Raw genomic sequence first — 17,139 nt, forward strand, 5'->3', positions numbered from 1 at the left:
TCCGTTGAACGCAGGCGGCGGATAACGCCAGAGGCGTTATGCGCCCTACGGAACTGGCAGGGCGTTAGCTCAGTCGTCGGCCAGCTGAAGAAGGGTTTCCACCCGCGTCGGGCTGAACGGCGGACGCGGCGCCGGCGGTTGCCAGCCGAACAATTGCTTGGCCGCCGCGCCGCACACGCGACCCTGGCAGGCGCCCATGCCGCAACGGCTGGCGAGCTTGGCGGCGGTCCAGTCCGGTTTGCCGGCGAGCGCGGAGTACGGCACGTCTTCGCAGCGGCAGACGAGAGTGTCCGCTTGGGCGAGCTGGTTCAGGCGCGGGTCGAGGGCAAAGTCCTTTTTCAGTGCGTCGGCGAAGCCCTGCCAGCGTTGGCGCTGCGACCAGAGTTCACGGGCGCGGTCGTGTTCACCCACGGCGGCGTGGCCGGCGATGCGACCCTCCACCAGCGCTTTCTCCGAACCGCCGAAGCCGGTGCATTCGCCCGCGGCGTAGATGCCATCGCGGCTGCTTGCCTGCCAGGCGTCGACGCGGATTGCACCGTCGTCCACCGCACAGCCCAGCGCCTGGCCAAGCTGCACGTTGGGGATCAGGCCGAAGCCGCAGGCCAGCCGGTCGCATTCGATTTCCTTCAGCTTGCCGCCCTGGCTGATTCGCACGCCTTCCAGGTGATCTGTCCCCAGCGCGGCGACGACATGGCTGTCGGCACGGTAGGCCGGGTCGTACAGGCCGAAGGACTGCAACAGCTTGTTCGGCCAGCGCGGCAGCTTCAGCGCAAAGCTGGCCAACGCAGACCACGATGCCTGTTCGGCGATGCGCAGGATCTTCGCGCCGTTGGCGCGGGCGGTCGCGGCGCTGGCGAGCAGCAGCGGGCCGCTGCCGGCGATCACTACGCGCTGGCCGTCTACCGGCACGCCGCCTTTCACCAGAGCCTGCAGTCCGCCTGCACCGGTGACGCCGGGCAGCGTCCAGCCGGGGAAGGGCAGCAGCAGTTCGCGGGCACCGGTGCAGAGGATCAGCTTGCGGTAATCCAGCCGCCAGCCACGTTCGAAGTCTTCCAGCAGCAGGCCGCGTTCGCCGGCCAAAGCCACCACGCGGGTGGCGCTGTGAATCCTGATGTTGGCGCAGGCGGTAACCTTTTCGCGCAGCTCCAGAGCGGCGCGCGGCAGGTGCGCATTGGGCCCGTCGCGCCAGATCTGCCCGCCGGGCAGCGGGTTGTCGTCGAGGATGACGATGCTGGCGCCGCTCGGCGCGGCGGCGAGGGCGGCAGACATTCCCGCCGGCCCGGCGCCGATGATGACGATATCGACGGACTCGCTCATGGGCGCGTCTCCACCTGCATGCCGTCGCGGCACAGTGTCTGGCAGGCCAGGCGGCGTTGACCGTCGATGGTCACCCGGCACTCCTGGCAGATGCCCATGCCGCACAGCGGCGCACGGCGTTGGCCGCTGACCGAGGTGCGCGTGGTGCCGTCGCCGCCCAGGGCAAGCGCGGCGGCCACCGTGGTGCCGGCGACGACACGCAGCGGGCGGCCGTCAAGAGTCAGGTCAGGCATGGGCGGTGGCTCCGAGGAAACGGCGCGGGGAATAGGGTTCGGCCGGCAGCGGCAGCTGCTCGCCGCACAGCTGCGCGGCGAGCAGGTCGGCGGTGCCCGGCGCGGTGGTTACGCCCAGGCCTTCGTGGCCGACAGCGAGCCACAGGCCGGGGCGCTGCGGATGTTCGCCCACCAGCGGCATGCCGTCCGGGCTGGCGGCGCGGAAGCCGGCCCAACTGCGGATCACGTTGAGGTTGGCCAGGCCGGGCATGTAGTCGACGGCGCGGCGCAGCATCTTCGCCAGCATCCAGCCTTCCACCTGTGGGTCGGTGGTGCCGAACTGCCGCGAGGCGCCAATGAACAACTGGCCGGTCGGGCGCGGCTGGATGTTGCAGGCCACCGAAGGCCCGCTGGCGTTATGCGCGCTGGTCACGTAGCCCAGCTCCACCAGCGTGCGACGCACCTTGCCGGGGTAGCGGTCGGTGATCAGCAGATGACCTTTCTTCGGTTCGATGGGCAGGTCGGCGCAGAGCTGCGTGGCCTGGATGCCATTGGCCAGGACGATGGCCTTGGCGCTCAGCCACTGGCCGTCGTCCAGGCGCACGCGGGGTTCGTCGATTTCCACCACTTTTGCCTGGCGCTGGCGGATCGGGATCAGCGCCGATTCCAGCAGCCACGCGGCGGCGCGCGGGGCGTAGAGAATGCCGTCACCGGTGATCTCCAGCCCGCCGTGCAGGTCGCTGCGCAGCTCGGGTTCCTCCTGCTGCAGCTCCGCGCTGTTCAGCAGTCTTGCGGTGACGCCGTGTTCGCGCAGGACGGCGAACTTGCGTTCGGCTTCGGCCATCTCTTCGTCATTGGCCGCCAGCCACATCGTGCCGTTGCTGCGGTAGGCGCATTCGGCGGGCATGTCGTGGCCCCACTCGCGCCAGCGTTGCAGCGAGTAGTTGCTCAGCGCCAGTTCGGCGGCGTTGTCGTCGAGCACCAGCAGGTGGCCCATGCCGACGGCGGTGGCGCCGGGCAGGCGCGCATCCAGCACCAGTACATCCAGCCCGCGGCGGGCCAGGGCGTGGGCGCAGGCGGCGCCGACGATACCGGCGCCGATGACGATGATGTCCGCATCGCTCACGAACGGATGCCCCAGGCGAACGGGTCGTCCTCTTCCAGCAGCAGGGTGGCCTCGGCGCTGATGTTGGCGCGGCCGCGGATGGTAGGGATGATACGCCCCTCGGCGGGCTCGCCGACCCACTCGAAGCGGCCTTCGAACTGGCTGCCGATCACGCTGGCCTGGCGCCAGGCATCGCCGGCGGCGAGTTTGCCATCAGCGGCCAGGCACGCCAGCTTGGCGCTCGTGCCGGTGCCGCAGGGCGAGCGGTCGTAGGCCTTGCCGGGGCAGAGCACGTAGTTGCGGCTGTCCGCTTCGGGATCGTCGGCGAACAGCTCGATGTGGTCGATCAGCCCGCCGTCTTCACCGCGGATGCCCTGGTCTTCCAGCGCCTTCTGCACGGCGACGGTGTAGGCGGTCAGCTCGTCCAGGTTGTCGCCGGCCACGCGCAGGCCGTGATCGGCAATCAGGAAGAACCAGTTGCCGCCCCAGGCGATATCGCCGTGCACCAGCCCGTGGCCGGGCACTTGCACCGGCACCTGCTTGCGGTAGCGATAGGAGGGGACGTTGCGCACGCTCACCGAGCGGTCTTCGTGCAGGGTTGCTTCGACGGTGCCCACCGGCGTCTCGATCTTGTGCGTGCCGGGGCCGATGCGGCCGAGGTGCGCCAATGAGACCACCAGGCCGATGGTGCCGTGGCCGCACATGCCCAGGTAACCGGTGTTGTTGAAGAAGATCACCCCGGCGCAGGCGCTCGGGTCCACCGGCTCGCAGAGCAGGGCGCCGACCAGTACGTCGCTGCCGCGCGGTTCCAGTACGGTAGCGGCGCGCCAGCTGTCATGTTTCTCGGCCAGCAGCGCGCGGCGTTCGGCCATGCTGCCCTTGCCCAGATCGGGAAAGCCGTCGAGCACCAGGCGCGTGGGTTCGCCGCCGGTGTGGGAATCGAGAACCTGGATGCGTTTCATGCTGCCCCCTGGGGTGTCTTGTTGTAGACCCTAGGGTGGCGCGGGACGGGAATCGGGGCTTGAGGGTTTTCCGCCGGGCCGATGATGAAATCGGCACAGCGGAGCTTTCCGATCAGCTAGGTGTGGGCCGGTTCGGCAGGTGTTCGTAGAGCGTGCGGCAGACGCCGTTGATGTGTTCTTCCAGCAAGCGTGCGGCCAGCTCGCCATCGCCGGCGCGGCAGGCATCGAGGATGTCATGGTGCTCGTGGTCCGCGCGCTCCTTGCCGGAGGACAGGCTCATCTGCATGCGCAGGTAGCGTTCGAGCTTGTCATGGATCGAGCGGATCAGGCCGACCAGATAGGGTCGCTGCGCCGGTTCATAGAGGCAGGCGTGCAGCTCCCAGTTCAGCTCCGCCCAACGGCCGACATCGTCCTCGCCGACGAACTCGGCACAGATGCGCTCGGCGCGCTCGAAGGTCTCGGCGGTCATGTTCGGCACCGCGAGACGGATCGCCTGGGCTTCGAGGACGACCCGTACCTCGAACATCTGTGCCAGTTCCGGCTCGGAAATCTTCGTCACCAGCGCGCCCTTGTTGCGCTGGAACTCCACCAGCCCCTCGGCCTCCAGGCGCTTGAGCGCCTCGCGCACGGGAATCTTGCTGACGTTGAAGATCTGCGCGATATCGTCCTGGCGGATCGGCTCGTGCTCTGCCATCTGGCCGGAAATGATCGCCTCGCGCAGGTGCTTGGCGATGGTCTCCGAGGCGGAGGGGACGATACCCAGGTTGGGGGCGTTGCGTAGCGGCACGATGCAGTCCGGTCAGGTGGCTTTTGTCGGATATGGTATACGAAATCCCTGCGATGCAGTGAAGCACCGGCGAGCGGTCATCGCAATGGATGAATCACGGGATTTGCACACGCAATGCGCGTGCCGGGGAATCAGTTGCGGCGTTCGACGATGTAGCGGGCCAGGGCGCGCAGCGGTTCGGCGCTATCGCCAAAGCCTTCCAGCGCCGCGAGCGCCTGGTCGCGCAGGGCGAGGGCGTAGGCCTTGGCTTCGTCGAGGCCGAGCAGCGCGGGGTAGGTCGGCTTGTCGTGGGCCTGGTCCTTGCCCTGGGTCTTGCCGAGGGTGGCGGTGTCGCTTTCCACGTCGAGGATGTCGTCCTGCACCTGGAACGCCAGGCCCACGGCCTCGGCGTAGCGGCGCAGGGCTTCCAGCGCATTGGCGTTGGCGCGGCCGCTGGCCAGGGCGCCGAGCTGCACGCTGGCTTCGATCAGCGCGCCGGTCTTGTGCCGGTGCATGGTTTCCAGCGCCGCCTGGTCGATCTTGCGACCCACGGACTCCAGGTCGATCGCCTGCCCGCCAACCATCCCGGCAGAACCGGCGGCGCGGGTGAGGATCATCAGCATGTCCAGGCGGGTCTGCGCATCCTGCGGATTGAGCTGGGCGTTACCGATCACCTCGAATGCCAGTGTTTGCAGACCGTCACCGGCGAGAATCGCGCAGGCTTCGTCGTAGGCAATGTGGGTGGTCGGCTGGCCGCGACGCAGGTCGTCGTCGTCCATCGCCGGCAGGTCGTCGTGCACCAGGGAATAGGCGTGGATCAGCTCCACCGCGCAGGCTGCGCCATCGGCACGTTCCGCCTCGCCACCCAATGCTTCGCAGGCCGCGTAGGCCAGTAGCGGACGCACGCGCTTGCCGCCGTTGACCACGCTGTAGCGCATGGCGCCGTAGATGCGGGTCAGTTCTTCACGGGGAGCGACGAACAGCTTTTCCAGCGCAGCATCGACACGCGCCTGGCAGCGCGTCTGGTACCCGGCGATCATGCGTCGTCGCCTTCCGGATCGAAGGGCGCTTCGCTCAGTTCGCCATCGCGTTCCAGCAGGATCTGCACCTTCTGCTCCGCCTGGGTCAGCGCCGCCTGGCAATCGCGGGTCAGACGGATGCCCTGCTCGAAGGCACCCAGCGAGTCCTCCAGCGACAGCTCGCCGCTTTCCAGGCGCTCCACCAGCGTTTGCAGCTCGGCGAGGGACTGTTCGAAGTCGAGGGAAGCTTTCTTGCGGGCCATGCGGACATCTCGGCGGGGTATTCGGAAACCTCGCGACACTAGCAGAGACGGGGATTGTGGGCAAATGCGGGAGGCGGCTCGGGCTGTGTTGAGTATTCGAGCCTTAGCACCCCCAGCTCGCGTGATGACGGACGCGCAGCCACGTCACCGTTGCTGCCAGGCAGAAGCGAGAAATGGTCAGTGCTTGATCATTTCTTGTGGCGTCAGCTGAGAGGAGATTTCGCGTAACTGCCGGGAACGGAGCTGCGTAGCCGCAGTGACGCATTGATTGACATTTCCCTCATAAGCCTGACTACCTGGTCTGCCTCAAACGCCATCAGCTCGCAATCTGCATCCCGCAGGTACATCCATTGAAGCTGCGCGTTCTTCAATTGGCTTTTCAACAAATCTCTCTTCTTGGGGCTGGGGCTGTAGGCATTATCAATTCGCTGAAGCAGTGCCCGATAGGTCTGGTTTAAGCGGCTATCGGCATCATCTTTACGCGCTCTGAAGCACCAGGAGCTTCAGGCCGCGCCAGGAGGATTCCAGCGCCTGGAACTCGGCGTGGTGAAGGATTTCGTCCATCTGCTGGCTGAGCTTGGCGTCGATCTCGGCGATCATCCGATCGACCAGCGCCTTCTTGACCTGCTCGCCCTGGTTCTGGGGTTTCAGCAATTCTTCGATGAAGGCGGAGACGCCTCGCTTGGCGATGCCGTAGGCCTCATCGTCTGGGGTCAGGCTGGTCTCGGCAATGATTCTGTCGAGAATGCCGTACTCTGCGCCGGCCCCGGTGGTTTCCTGTACTGCGCTCGTGCTCATGTGTTGGATTCCTTTTCAGTGGCGCGCTCAGGCGTCCTGCTGGGCGGCGAGGCCGAGCTCGGCTAACACGCGATCGCGCGAGTCATCATCGGCCAGTACGCTTTCAATGGCCTTTCGGAAGGCCGGCGCATTGCCCAGTGGCCCCTTGAGGGCTACCAGGGCGTCGCGCAGTTCCATCAGCTTCTTCAATTCCGGAACCTGATCCACGAGGCTCGCCGGGTTGAAGTCCTTCATGGAGTTGACCCGTAGCGATACGCCCAGGTCCTCGTCCGGTGCGTTCTCCTGCAGTCGGTTGGGGACGTTGAGGGTCAAGCTGAGCTCCTGCTTGGCCAGTACCTCGTCGAAGTTGTTCTTGTCGATGCCGATCGGTTTGCGATCTTCGACCTTGCGGTCGTCCGCGCGCTGGGTGAAATCCCCCAGAACCAGCAGCTTCAGTGGCAGCTCGATTTCTTCCTGGGCATTGCCGGTGGCGGGTTTGAAGGTGATGTTGATGCGTTCCTTGGGGGCTACCGAGCCATCTTTGGCCATGGCATTTCTCCTTTGCATTTACGGCCCGAGGGCCTAGTCGAGCACCACTTCGAGATCGAGGTGGCACAGCCTGCGATAGACCTCGTCCTTGCGTTCGCGCACGCTGTGGTTCTGCGGCAGCAATTCGCAGCAGGTGTGCAGCATGTGCAGCACTTCCAGGGCAAGATCAGGTTCCCAGCGATGCAGTCCGGATTCCTGCAACTGTTCGTCGAGGGATTCAAGCTGGGTACGTGCCAGCTCATGTTTCTTCGCCTGTACGCACAGGCGGGCCATGCTCAATTGCCAGAAGAACCGCTCGCGGCCTCCCTGGGCGCCCAGCAGTCCCTGCTTGAGTACCTGGACGGCTCGCTTGAGGCCGTCCTTGCGAAGCAATGGCAGTGCTTCCTGGAGCGCCAGATCCCAGGCAGGGGACTCGTGGGTGACAACGACCTCGCGGGGCGCCGAGGGGGGCTGCAGATGGGGCATCACGTGGGCGCTGATCCAGCTGCGGGTGGCGGGATCGGCGAATGGAAGTCCATCGAAGAACTTCAGGTCGATGACGCCGGGCAGTCGCTGCAGGAACAACGCAAACTGAATCTCCACCTCGCGCATGGCGGCTTCCGCATCGAGTGCCTGGAGGCACTCCCAGGCCAGTCGCTGCCCGTCGAACCAGAACGGCGCTCGTGCCAGGCTGTTCTCCAAATCCACGAGCAGATCGGCAAACTGACCTTGCTCGAAGCGTTCGGTGTAGGAGCGCAGCTTGTCGGGAGGAAGGCTGCGAAGGGCGGTCGCCTGCTCGGTGTTGCGCTCAGGCAGACTGTCGATGGGCAGCCAGAGCAGGGTACGGCTCAGGCGAAGAGCGCGCAGGTCCGTGGCTTTCTGGCGCAACCACCAGGAACAAAGGGGGCGTGCGCTGTCCTGCTGGGCGCGCAATGCCTTGTGGGCATCCTTCTCATTGTCGATCGGGCTGGCCGGAGCCAACAGATTGGTCGCCGCCTGCTTCACTTGCGCGACCACCGCACCGACCGAGCCAGGCTCAGGCTGGCCCTGGGCGGACCGTTGAATCATCTCGTCCAGGCGCCTGCATAGCGGAAGCAGCAAGGGGGCGTCGGTGCCCAGGCGCGTATTCAGACACTCATCGAGGCCGCGCAGGTTGTCCGCCAACTGACGGAACAGAGGAAGTTGGTCCTTGATTGCCAGGCTTTCGTCGAACAATGGTTCGAGGCGGGGGACCAGCCAGTTGATGGCTGCTGCCCGAGTGCGATCCTTGCGAGGATGCAACTCGTCCCAGTGTGCCTGGCAGAGCTGGAGGATCAGGCTCATGCCCGCCTGGAGGCCGACAAAGGATTCGCGTTGGTGCAGAGCCCATGTCATCCAGGCCGCGATGCGTAGATCCTTGGACTGGCCGCGGAGTATGGATTCGCTGACGTCCATGACCTTTTGCCAATCCACCAGCCCGTTGCCGTGCAGGGACGAAGCCTTGGCCAATTCTGCTTCCAGGCTCTCGTATTCCGGGGAATAACGCACATCCTCGCCTGCATAACTCCCCGAAGAGATGGGGGCGTCAACCAGCTCGAGATAATGCGATGCGAGTTTTCTGGAATGGTTCATTCCTGCGATCTTCCGGGGGGTGGCGCAGCTATGAATATGAGAAGTATCTGAATTGCCAGGGTGAGACGGGGTGGTTTCTAAGGTTCAGTCGTTGTCGGGTTTCTGTAGTTGGTGATTAATTGTGCAATTTTTTGCATAGGCTGGTGTGTAAGAAATTTGCCATTTATCGTGTAGTACATAAATGGCTGACCGCTCTGGCGTGAACGATCTTGCAAAATACGAGGATGCCTCAGTATCTCGAATTTAGGCTTTGACAGCTCTAAAATAGGGGATTCCGCTGGCTTGTTCCGATGTGGGAAGGAAGATAGCATCAGCTGAAGGCTTCTTCCTACGGGAAGTAACGTAGTGATATTTCGATGTTGTGGTGTGCAACTTTTTGCCAGATTTTTTTGTTTTATTATTAATTAAAGCTTGCCGGGCTTAGTGCTCTGTAGGTTTGGCAGGAAGTTGCACAGAGAATGGCAGATTGTTGCTGAAAGGACGGGGTTTGTTGCTGTTTTACTTCGGATGACTGGATGGTTAATTGTCTGCGGCGCCTATGGCTAGTGATCTTGAATATAACTGGCATGCAAATTGTTAGAGGCTCGCAACCCGGTCCAAACATGGCGCCGGGCCCATCACTTCATCATGGCAAGGAGAGCTTTCATGCCAACACCCGCGTACCTGTCCCTCGAAGGCACCAAGCAAGGCCTGATCACCGCTGGCACCTTCACCGAGGACTCGGTCGGCAACATCTTCCAGGAAGGTCATGAAGACCAGGTCCTGGTTCAGGCATTCAATCACCAGGTCATCATCCCGCGTGACCCGCAGTCCGGCCAGCCGACCGGCCAGCGCGTCCACAAGCCGCTGATGATCACCAAGGTCTTCGACAAGTCCTCGCCGCTGATCTTCAACGCCCTGACTTCCGGCGAGCGCCTGAACAAGTGCCGCCTGGAGTGGTACCGCACCTCGTCCACCGGTACCCAGGAGCACTACTTCACCATCGAACTGGAAGACGCCGTGATCGTCGACGTGCAGTCGCGCATGCCGAACTGCCAGGACCCGAACATGGCGCACTTCACCCACCTGGAAGACGTCTACTTCACCTACCGCAAGATTGTCTGGACCCACGAAGTCTCCGGTACTTCCGGTTCCGACGACTGGCGCACCCCGATCTCCGCGTAATCCGCGGCGGTCGAAGCCAAATGCATCGGCCAGGTCTTCCTGGCCGCTGCTCGTTCTACCGGTTCGCTTGTCCGGCATGCCTCGCGATCGATGGCGGCAGGGATGACCGGCCGCCTGTGCAGAGGAGCATCGGATGTTCGCCCCCGCCAACCAGACTCATTTCAGCCTGAACATCGAAGGTACCAGTGGTGACCTGCAGGTACTCGAGTTCATCGGAAGAGAGGCGCTGAACCAGACCTTCCTCTTCGAGCTCGAGTTGGTCAGCGAAAACTCTGCGCTGGACCTGGAAAACCTGCTGCATAAGGCGGCCTATCTGGCCATCGGGCAGAGCGGAACCGGTATCCATGGACAGGTCTATCGGGTTGCCCAGGGGGAGTCTGGCAAGCGCCTGACCCGCTATCAGATCAGCCTGGTGCCGCGCCTGGCCTACCTGGCCCATCGATTCAACCAGCGTATCTTCCAGCAGCTCACCGTGCCGCAGATCATCGGCAAGGTCCTGGAGGAGCACGGCATTCTTGCCGATGCTTATCGTTTCAAGCTGGGACCGAGCCTCTACCCCCTGCGTGACTACTGCACCCAATACGACGAGTCGGATTTGCACTTCGTCCAGCGCCTATGCGAAGAGGAGGGGATTCACTATCACTTCGAACACAGCGCCCAGCAGCACCTTCTGGTCTTCGGAGATGACCAGGCCTGTTTTCCAAAGCTGGCGCCGGTGGCTTATCAGCAGGATTCCGGCATGGTTGCCGACGCTCCTGTGGTCCGTCGCTTCGGCCAGCGCCTGGAAACCCGTACCAGCCGCACCACCCGACGGGACTATCACTTCGAGAAGCCGCAACTCGATCTGGAGAGTTCAGCCCGCAGCGACTTCAAGCCGGATCTGGAAGACTACGACTATCCAGGTCGCTACATCGATCGAGAGCGTGGCAAACATCTCAGCCAAAGGGCGCTGGAGCGTCATCGCAGCGATTTCGTCCTCAGTGAGGGGCGCAGCGACCAGCCAGCCTTGCGCAGCGGTCATTTCCTTACCCTGAGCGCTCACCCACGAGCGGATTGGAACGACCTCTGGTTGCTCACCGAAGTTCACCATGAAGGCAAGCAGCCCCAGGTGCTGGAAGAGTCCGTTACCAGCAACACCACCGAACTCAAGGACGATTTCCACCAGGGCTACCGCAACCGCTTCACCGCCACGCCCTGGAGCGTGCCGTACCGTCCGCCGCTGGAGCATCCGAAGCCACGCATTCTCGGCAGCCAGAGCGCTGTGGTCACCGGTCCCCAGGGCGAGGAAATTCATTGCGACCCGTACGGTCGGGTGAAGGTCCAGTTTTTCTGGGACCGCGAAGGCCAGGCCGACGACAAGACCAGTTGCTGGCTGCGTGTTGCATCCAGTTGGGCGGGCAAGCAATTCGGCGCGATTGCCATTCCGCGTGTTGGCATGGAGGTGCTGGTCAGCTTCCTTGAAGGCGACCCCGACCAGCCGCTGGTTTCCGGTTGCCTCTACCATGCCGAGAAACAGGTGCCCTACCAACTGCCGGAGAACAAGACCCGCAGCCTGTTCAAGACCAACAGCTATCCCGGCGGCGGTGGCTACAACGAACTGCGCATCGAGGACCGCAAGGGGCAGGAACAGATATTCCTCCATGCCCAGCGCGACTGGGATGAGAACATCGAGCACGACCAGCGCATCCGCGTTGGCCACGAACGCCATGTCACGGTCGAAGCCAACACCTACAGCGAGTTCAAGGCCGAGGAGCACCGCACCACCGACGGTGACCGCAAGGTGGAACTGCGCAGCGACGACCACCTCACTGTCGGCAACAACCAGCACATCAAGATTGGCACCGGACAATTCGTCGAGGCCGGACAGGAGATTCACCTCTCAGCTGGTCTGAAAGTGGTGATGGAAGCGGGGAGCGAGCTGACCCTCAAGGCCGGCGGGAGCTTCGTCAAGCTCGATGGGAGCGGGATCGTCCTCAGTGGGGCGTCGGTGAAGGTGAACAGCGGCGGCAGCTCCGGAAGCGGGACGCCTGCGGCGCCTCTACTCCCAGCATTGCCAGCGCCCGCAGACACGGCGCCGCCCGGCGCGGTGCTGAGAAACCCCGCCAAGCCACGAGAAAAAGCAGCTGATCAGCGGAAGCTGATCGTTGATGTCTGGGGTGATCCGGGGATGGGCGGCCAGGTGAAATTGCTTGATCCGGAGGGAGAGGCATGAGCGAGCTCAAGGATGAATCCATCAAGCAAGGCGTGCGTAAGAAGACCGAGTACGAGGATAGCCGTCGTTCTCGGCTCGCCTTGACCATCAAGCGCAAGGACGGCGGCGAGCTCAGTATTCCCATCGCTGCGGATATGCGTAGCCACCGCGAAGAGAAAGACATCCAGCAGAACACCTTGCTGGCGATTATGCCCCTTGTGCGCCTGCCCGGTTATGACAAGCTTGGCGAACGACCACACCCGGCAGTGCCACGGCCAGGCTGCATCTACGTCTTTCAGGACAGCAAGCTCTGGCGCGAAGCGCTCTGCGACGGCAAGGGTGGGCTCGCCGAGGTAGATCTCGCCCACTGGCGAAAGCAGGCTGAGCAAAAGAAGCCGGCAGACGAGCGGCCGGCGGTAGGCGTAAAGCAGAGCATTCTGCTGACGCCGATCCTGATCCAGGGCCGTGCGGTTGGCGACAGCTACCAGATGGCCTACAGCGAAATGCCCTGGACCTGGGAGTTCATCGCCTGGCTGGAGGAAGACCCCAATCGGGTCAATGCCATCAGCCAGACGGTATCCATTGCATGGGCTGCGGCAGTAGTGGGTGGTGAGCGCTGGTATCCCACGCAGGCCATGCCGGCCATTGTGATCGACGGCCACAGCGATGGCCTCCGTCCTCGCGACTATGGCATCGAAACGTTGTTGGCCGATCCGTCGAAGTTCAAGCCCAACCTGACGTCCTACCCTGCAGGCGAATTGATCAGCGAACACCAGCAGGCGCTGGTTGAGCTGGCTGGCTACGAAAAGTCCAAGGCGCCCGAAGCGCTGCCGGTGCTGGAGGCCGGCCCCGATGTGCTGAGCGGATTGCGGGGTTACCCGCAACTGGTCGGCCTCATGCTGGACGACCCGCTGTTCGACTTGCGTCACTCAACTGCTCAAGCACGTCTGGCCGAGGCGCACCTGCTGGTGCTCAATGCACTCGTCGGCCATAAGCCCAATGGCCGCTATGCCCAGGTACTGCAGGGGACGGTCATGCAGCCTGGCAAGAATCCGTTGGCGGATTTGCAGGACTGCATAAACCTTCCGCAGTTTCACCAGGCCATCCTGGAAAAGGAGCGCAGGCGTACCCGCGATTACCTCAGTGCTCTGTTGCGGCGCATCGTGAGGCTATTCGGCTCCTCTTCGATCCTCTCGCAACCGCAGTGGCATCTCAGTCATGACGAACGTCTGCTCGAGCCCTATGCCCTGTTGACCGAGGTGCTCGAATGCCTCAGCAAGAACCCGAGCCAGGTCGATGCCCTTGCCACCGCGGAGGCGGACAAGGAGTTGCAGGGCTCGATCGAAAGGTTGTGTATCCGCTTGCTGGAAGGCTCGCATCCCTTTACCCGTTACTTCCTCGCTGACAAGCCAGATGCACTGCCTGGCGCCGTACAGCGCTTGCGGGCCCTGGCCTCCAGCCAGCGTACCCCGGAACCAGAGCACATGGGGCTCAGCAGCCTTCTGCAAGGTGCGAGCATCGATCCCGCGGATCCCGACAAGGCTCTGGCGTACAAGAACGTTCACGCGTTGATTGGCGACTTCATGGACACGTTCTCCGCGAGCGTGGTGACCTGCATCGCTCGCCTGAGAAAAAGTGGTGTCTTGCGAGAGGTCGAATTCAAGCGAGTATTCGCACCTTCACTGGCGGTACTGGACAAGCTGTCACCCACCTGGAAAGACATTCGTCTGATGAGCGAGGCGGAAGCCAATGCGCGGAACCTGCGTATTCTCGGCGTCAATGGCGGCGGTTTGCACAACGGTCTGACCCCTGCCGAACGCATGCAGGTGCGCCGGGAAAACTTCCTGTACGGCACGATTGTCGATCACGAAGGGAAGGTGGTGGCCTCGAGCAGTCCCAAGCTTGTGCCGCAGCCAAATTCGAACCTTGGACGCACCACCTTCCTCGTGGCGCCGGCCAACGATCCGCAGGTGCTCAAATTCAGCGTCTGGAAGGCCACTGCGAACCGTAAGCTGGAGTCGGTTACTGCTACAGGGGCGGTGCCGATCGTCGCGGTGGCCTGTGCGATGTACAACCTTCAGGCGCAGGTTGACGGTATGAGGAGCTTGCGTGATGAGCCTGGGGATGGAGCTCTTCGCTACGGAATTGGTTGGGTTTCGGCATCGCTCGATCTGGTTGTGGCCCTGGGCAGTCTTGCAGGCCCGCTGCTTGGTGACTCCAGCCTGGTTAGAGTTCTGAACACCCCGCGATTAAACGTTGAAGTGTTGTCTAAACGCTGGGCAGCGAACCTCTTTGAGCAAACTGGCAACGCGAAGCTGCCAATACTTCGTGCTTTTTCCGGATTTGCTATGTTGATCACGACCCTTGTAACCGCATGGGATGCAGAGCGAGCCTGGTGTCAGGGCGACACCGATGCGGCAGCGGCGTACGGCGTTGCTGCAATTGGCGCAGGAATATGGGCTGTATACGGTGTAGGGATTCTCATCAATCCTTATGCCCTGGTCGCGGGAGCCGTGCTCTTCATAGGCGGTAACATCGTCGCCGGCTGGCTGACCGACAGCGACGCTGAAGCCTTAATCAAGCACGGGCCATTTGGCTCTGAGCGGGGCGAGGTGGGTTTCCTGGATAGTGTCATGGGGAACGACGCCCGCTTTGCCCACCTGAACGACCCACAGAATGCCTACGTCGAACTGATAGGTTTGCTTGGCAAGCCAGTGATTACCGTTAGTCGCTACAGCGACTGGATGCGAAGCGCTGCTGCCGTGGATCGAACACGGGTGCAAGCCATTAACGCTCAACGTCGGGCAACTACTCCAATAGGAATGATGATGAGCTGCCAACGACCTAGCGCGGAAGCCTTCGTCGATGACGACTGGGTGGTAACGATTTACTCCCCTCTACTGGCGATGTTTCGGACGGAGCAGGACTTCCAACTGTACGCCACGGAACAGCTGGGCATGCTGCCCTTCAGTGGTGTGTTCAATGCCGAACGTATCGAGACGCGGACGGTGAATGAACCCAAGCTTGCAGCCCTTCCGCTGAACAGCTCTACGGTGCTGTATGTCTTGCCCAAACAGTTCCCACAGATCACGCTGACGCCGTTGCAGCGCCATGGCGGACAAGTTACCCAGCGTCTCAAGGTACTGGGCCAGTTTCATCTGGGGGCTGCGGAGCTCCCCGAGCAGCGTCTTGTTCTACCTCAGCCCAGTCCTAAAACCTGGAAGCCCTATACGCCGGCGTACCGCCGCCCGCCCGCGTTGAAAACCCAGCCAGGCGATGCGCCTTACTGGCAGATCGAAGTCACGGAGTTCAAAGCGTGAGTGCACAGGAATCCTTTACCCCGTACGGCCCGGCAGCATACCGGGCCGGCGCGCTGCCGGCACTGGCGCCCGCCGTCGAGGAATCGGGCGGGATCGTCGAGACGCCACTGAAATGGGGGCATTACGCGGGCCTGGATTCTCCTACCCAGATCAAGGAGCAGTTGGAGGAAGGAAAGCATCTGCTTTACGAGACGCAGGAGAGGGAGGAGCGCAAGCAGCTTGCGCCTTGTGATGCCGAGCGCTGGCGATTCGATAACACCGGTTCGACAATTATTCCCAAGCTGATCTTCCTCCTTCAGTTAGTCGGTTGTGGTTTCCCCTGGGTGTTATGGAGTGCCAAGGTTTCAGAGCTTCTCTATAAAGAGGGTTTGGGATGGGACTTTGTGCCTATTGTCGTGGGAGTTGCTGGAGCTTTCTCCGGGCTCTGGCTGATGAGCGAGTGGCGGCGCTACGCTGCGCTAGCGATGGGGTTGGCGGCGCTAACAACGGCTTCTTTTATTGCTTGGCATGAAAAAGCTCTCTGGGGTTTTTGGTCTGAGCAGACCGCCTTTTGGCTGGGGGCGGGGTGGGGGCTGATGGGTGTCGTCGGAGCGAGCGCGTTGATGACCCTGTACGCCCTCTGCTACCGCCACGACGGCAGCGAATTCAATCGCCGTGATGGCATGCTGCGCATGGCCCGCACCTGGTGGCGCAAGCCGTTCGTGGCGCCGTTCTACGAATTCGATCCGACACTGCAACTACAGATTCTGCCCCACGGTGGGCGGGACTACGTGCTGTGGCTGCGGCACCGCTACACCAGCAACAAGCTGTGCCTGGCGTTCAAGATCCACAGCCTGGGCCTGGACCGGGAAAACGCCCTGGCCGTCTGGGACACCCTGCAGCGCTACATGGATGTGGAGCAACCCCTGCCGGACCTACCCATCCTCGAACAGAGCCGCCACCTCGACCCCGTCACAGCTGCTCACGATACGGCCGTGCAACGGTCGCCCCGCTACTGGCGCGACATCGACATCAAGGCCTGGGCAAGAACCGCCGGCCGCGACCTGCGCGCCCAAGTTGCGGCCTATCCCTGGCAGCAGGAGCCCTGCATCCGCGAGCCCCATGTCGATCCGCAACTCAGCGTCGAAGCTTATTACCGCAGCCAGGAAGCCAAGGGCATCGTGTCCACCCCCAAAGGTGACGATTTCGATGATGTCCACCGTGGTTGAGCGTTCCACATCGGGCAACTGAGCCTCAGTAGCCGGGGCTGCTGATCCCCTGATGTTCAGCCACCACCTTCAGCATCCTTAGCGACTCGAACGGTGCATCCACCACGAACTGATTCGCCAGCCACGACGGTACGCTGCCGCCGGGCTCGCCCTGCATTTCGTAGGTGACTTCAGTGAGCTTCGGGCCCTTGGGGACCATCTGCCAGGTGCCCGAAAGTGTCGGCACGCGGATGCGGCCTGTCACTGGCGGGACATAGTCCGGAGCCGCCTGCAGGCGGCGGATCATGCCGCCGTCAGGCGTGTCCTGGGTGACGACCTTGAGGACCATGTCGCGCGGCGCGGCGGGCCAGGGCAGCTTGGTGTCGAGGTAGACCCAGATGGCCTCGTCGCTGTACTTGAGCAGGCGCATCTGTGCGCAGGCGTAGAGCCAGGCGCAGGAAACGCGCAGGTTTTCCTGAAGGTGGCCAAGGGTGGCAACGTCTGATTTCACCAGGGTGACGCCGCGGAAGCTCTTGTAGCGTGAGCCGGGCACGTCGCGCAGGTAGACCTTCACGCCGTCTTCGTTCTTCGCCAGTGTCCAGCCTTGCGCCTGTGCCCATGCCGGGCTGCACATCAGCAGCGCGGCTGCCATGAGCTGGGCAGTGAGACGTGGCGAGAAGCGTTTCATGGCGGTGCGACCGGCGGGGGAATAGCTCG

14 protein-coding genes and 1 pseudogene are annotated in these 17,139 nt (G+C 62.9%); 4 read left to right on the top strand and 11 right to left on the bottom strand.

The genetic code is table 11. From position 1 onward, the window contains the following. Positions 1-69: 69 nt before the first annotated feature. The 10 genes and pseudogenes from JVX91_RS09535 to tssA all read right to left on the bottom strand — a co-directional run bounded on the left by JVX91_RS09535 (position 70) and on the right by tssA (position 8,560). Entirely contained in the window at positions 70-1,317 is a 1,248-nt protein-coding gene (locus JVX91_RS09535) for an FAD/NAD(P)-binding oxidoreductase (RefSeq protein ID WP_205339006.1), read from the bottom strand. Then, positions 1,314-1,550 (bottom strand): (2Fe-2S)-binding protein, encoded by a 237-nt coding sequence (locus JVX91_RS09540; RefSeq protein WP_205339007.1) that lies wholly within the window; start codon positions 1,548-1,550, stop codon positions 1,314-1,316. The genes JVX91_RS09535 and JVX91_RS09540 overlap by 4 nt, the downstream gene beginning before the upstream one ends. Continuing rightward, on the bottom strand, positions 1,543-2,655 hold the full coding sequence (locus tag JVX91_RS09545) for an FAD-dependent oxidoreductase (RefSeq protein WP_205339008.1): 1,113 nt from the start codon (positions 2,653-2,655) through the stop codon (positions 1,543-1,545). Before JVX91_RS09545 ends, JVX91_RS09540 begins: the two co-directional genes overlap by 8 nt. Beyond that, the gene (locus JVX91_RS09550) at positions 2,652-3,596 is read right to left on the bottom strand and encodes a 4-hydroxyproline epimerase (protein ID WP_205339009.1); all 945 of its coding nucleotides are present in this window, start codon (positions 3,594-3,596) and stop codon (positions 2,652-2,654) included. The genes JVX91_RS09545 and JVX91_RS09550 overlap by 4 nt, the downstream gene beginning before the upstream one ends. Before the next feature lie 112 nt (positions 3,597-3,708). After that, positions 3,709-4,383 carry a GntR family transcriptional regulator gene (locus JVX91_RS09555; RefSeq protein ID WP_054906844.1) on the bottom strand — a complete coding sequence of 225 codons (675 nt, stop codon included), beginning with the start codon at positions 4,381-4,383 and terminating at the stop codon, positions 3,709-3,711. A gap of 131 nt (positions 4,384-4,514) precedes the next feature. Beyond that, entirely contained in the window at positions 4,515-5,402 is an 888-nt protein-coding gene (gene ispA / locus JVX91_RS09560; protein WP_205339010.1) for a (2E,6E)-farnesyl diphosphate synthase, read from the bottom strand. Beyond that, a complete protein-coding gene (locus tag JVX91_RS09565) occupies positions 5,399-5,644 on the bottom strand; it encodes an exodeoxyribonuclease VII small subunit (protein ID WP_081517239.1) in 246 nt (81 codons plus the stop codon). Before JVX91_RS09565 ends, ispA begins: the two co-directional genes overlap by 4 nt. 492 nt (positions 5,645-6,136) lie before the next feature. Further along, positions 6,137-6,442 (bottom strand): annotated as a pseudogene (locus JVX91_RS09575) (type VI secretion system contractile sheath large subunit); the annotation flags it as partial. A 27-nt stretch (positions 6,443-6,469) separates the two neighbouring features. Further along, positions 6,470-6,970, bottom strand: a complete 501-nt coding sequence (gene tssB, locus JVX91_RS09580; protein ID WP_205339011.1) for a type VI secretion system contractile sheath small subunit — start codon at positions 6,968-6,970, stop codon at positions 6,470-6,472. A 33-nt stretch (positions 6,971-7,003) separates the two neighbouring features. Continuing rightward, positions 7,004-8,560, bottom strand: a complete 1,557-nt coding sequence (tssA, locus tag JVX91_RS09585; RefSeq protein ID WP_205339012.1) for a type VI secretion system protein TssA — start codon at positions 8,558-8,560, stop codon at positions 7,004-7,006. Between the two features lie 645 nt (positions 8,561-9,205). Here tssA and JVX91_RS09590 point away from each other — a divergent pair. The 4 genes from JVX91_RS09590 to JVX91_RS28990 all read left to right on the top strand — a co-directional run bounded on the left by JVX91_RS09590 (position 9,206) and on the right by JVX91_RS28990 (position 16,443). After that, complete coding sequence (locus JVX91_RS09590) at positions 9,206-9,724, top strand: Hcp family type VI secretion system effector (protein WP_015475543.1); 519 nt, start codon at positions 9,206-9,208, stop codon at positions 9,722-9,724. A 133-nt stretch (positions 9,725-9,857) separates the two neighbouring features. After that, positions 9,858-11,936 (top strand): type VI secretion system tip protein TssI/VgrG, encoded by a 2,079-nt coding sequence (gene tssI, locus JVX91_RS09595; RefSeq protein WP_205339013.1) that lies wholly within the window; start codon positions 9,858-9,860, stop codon positions 11,934-11,936. After that, positions 11,933-15,235 carry a hypothetical protein gene (locus JVX91_RS09600; RefSeq protein WP_205339014.1) on the top strand — a complete coding sequence of 1,101 codons (3,303 nt, stop codon included), beginning with the start codon at positions 11,933-11,935 and terminating at the stop codon, positions 15,233-15,235. The genes tssI and JVX91_RS09600 overlap by 4 nt, the downstream gene beginning before the upstream one ends. After that, positions 15,232-16,443, top strand: a complete 1,212-nt coding sequence (locus JVX91_RS28990) for a hypothetical protein (protein WP_240201719.1) — start codon at positions 15,232-15,234, stop codon at positions 16,441-16,443. The genes JVX91_RS09600 and JVX91_RS28990 overlap by 4 nt, the downstream gene beginning before the upstream one ends. Positions 16,444-16,468: 25 nt before the next feature. Here JVX91_RS28990 and JVX91_RS09610 read toward each other — a convergent pair whose 3' ends face one another. After that, on the bottom strand, positions 16,469-17,110 hold the full coding sequence (locus JVX91_RS09610; protein ID WP_205339015.1) for an START domain-containing protein: 642 nt from the start codon (positions 17,108-17,110) through the stop codon (positions 16,469-16,471). Positions 17,111-17,139 lie beyond the last annotated feature (29 nt).

Origin of the sequence: Pseudomonas sp. PDNC002, from assembly GCF_016919445.1 — a bacterium.
Classification (GTDB): domain Bacteria; phylum Pseudomonadota; class Gammaproteobacteria; order Pseudomonadales; family Pseudomonadaceae; genus Pseudomonas.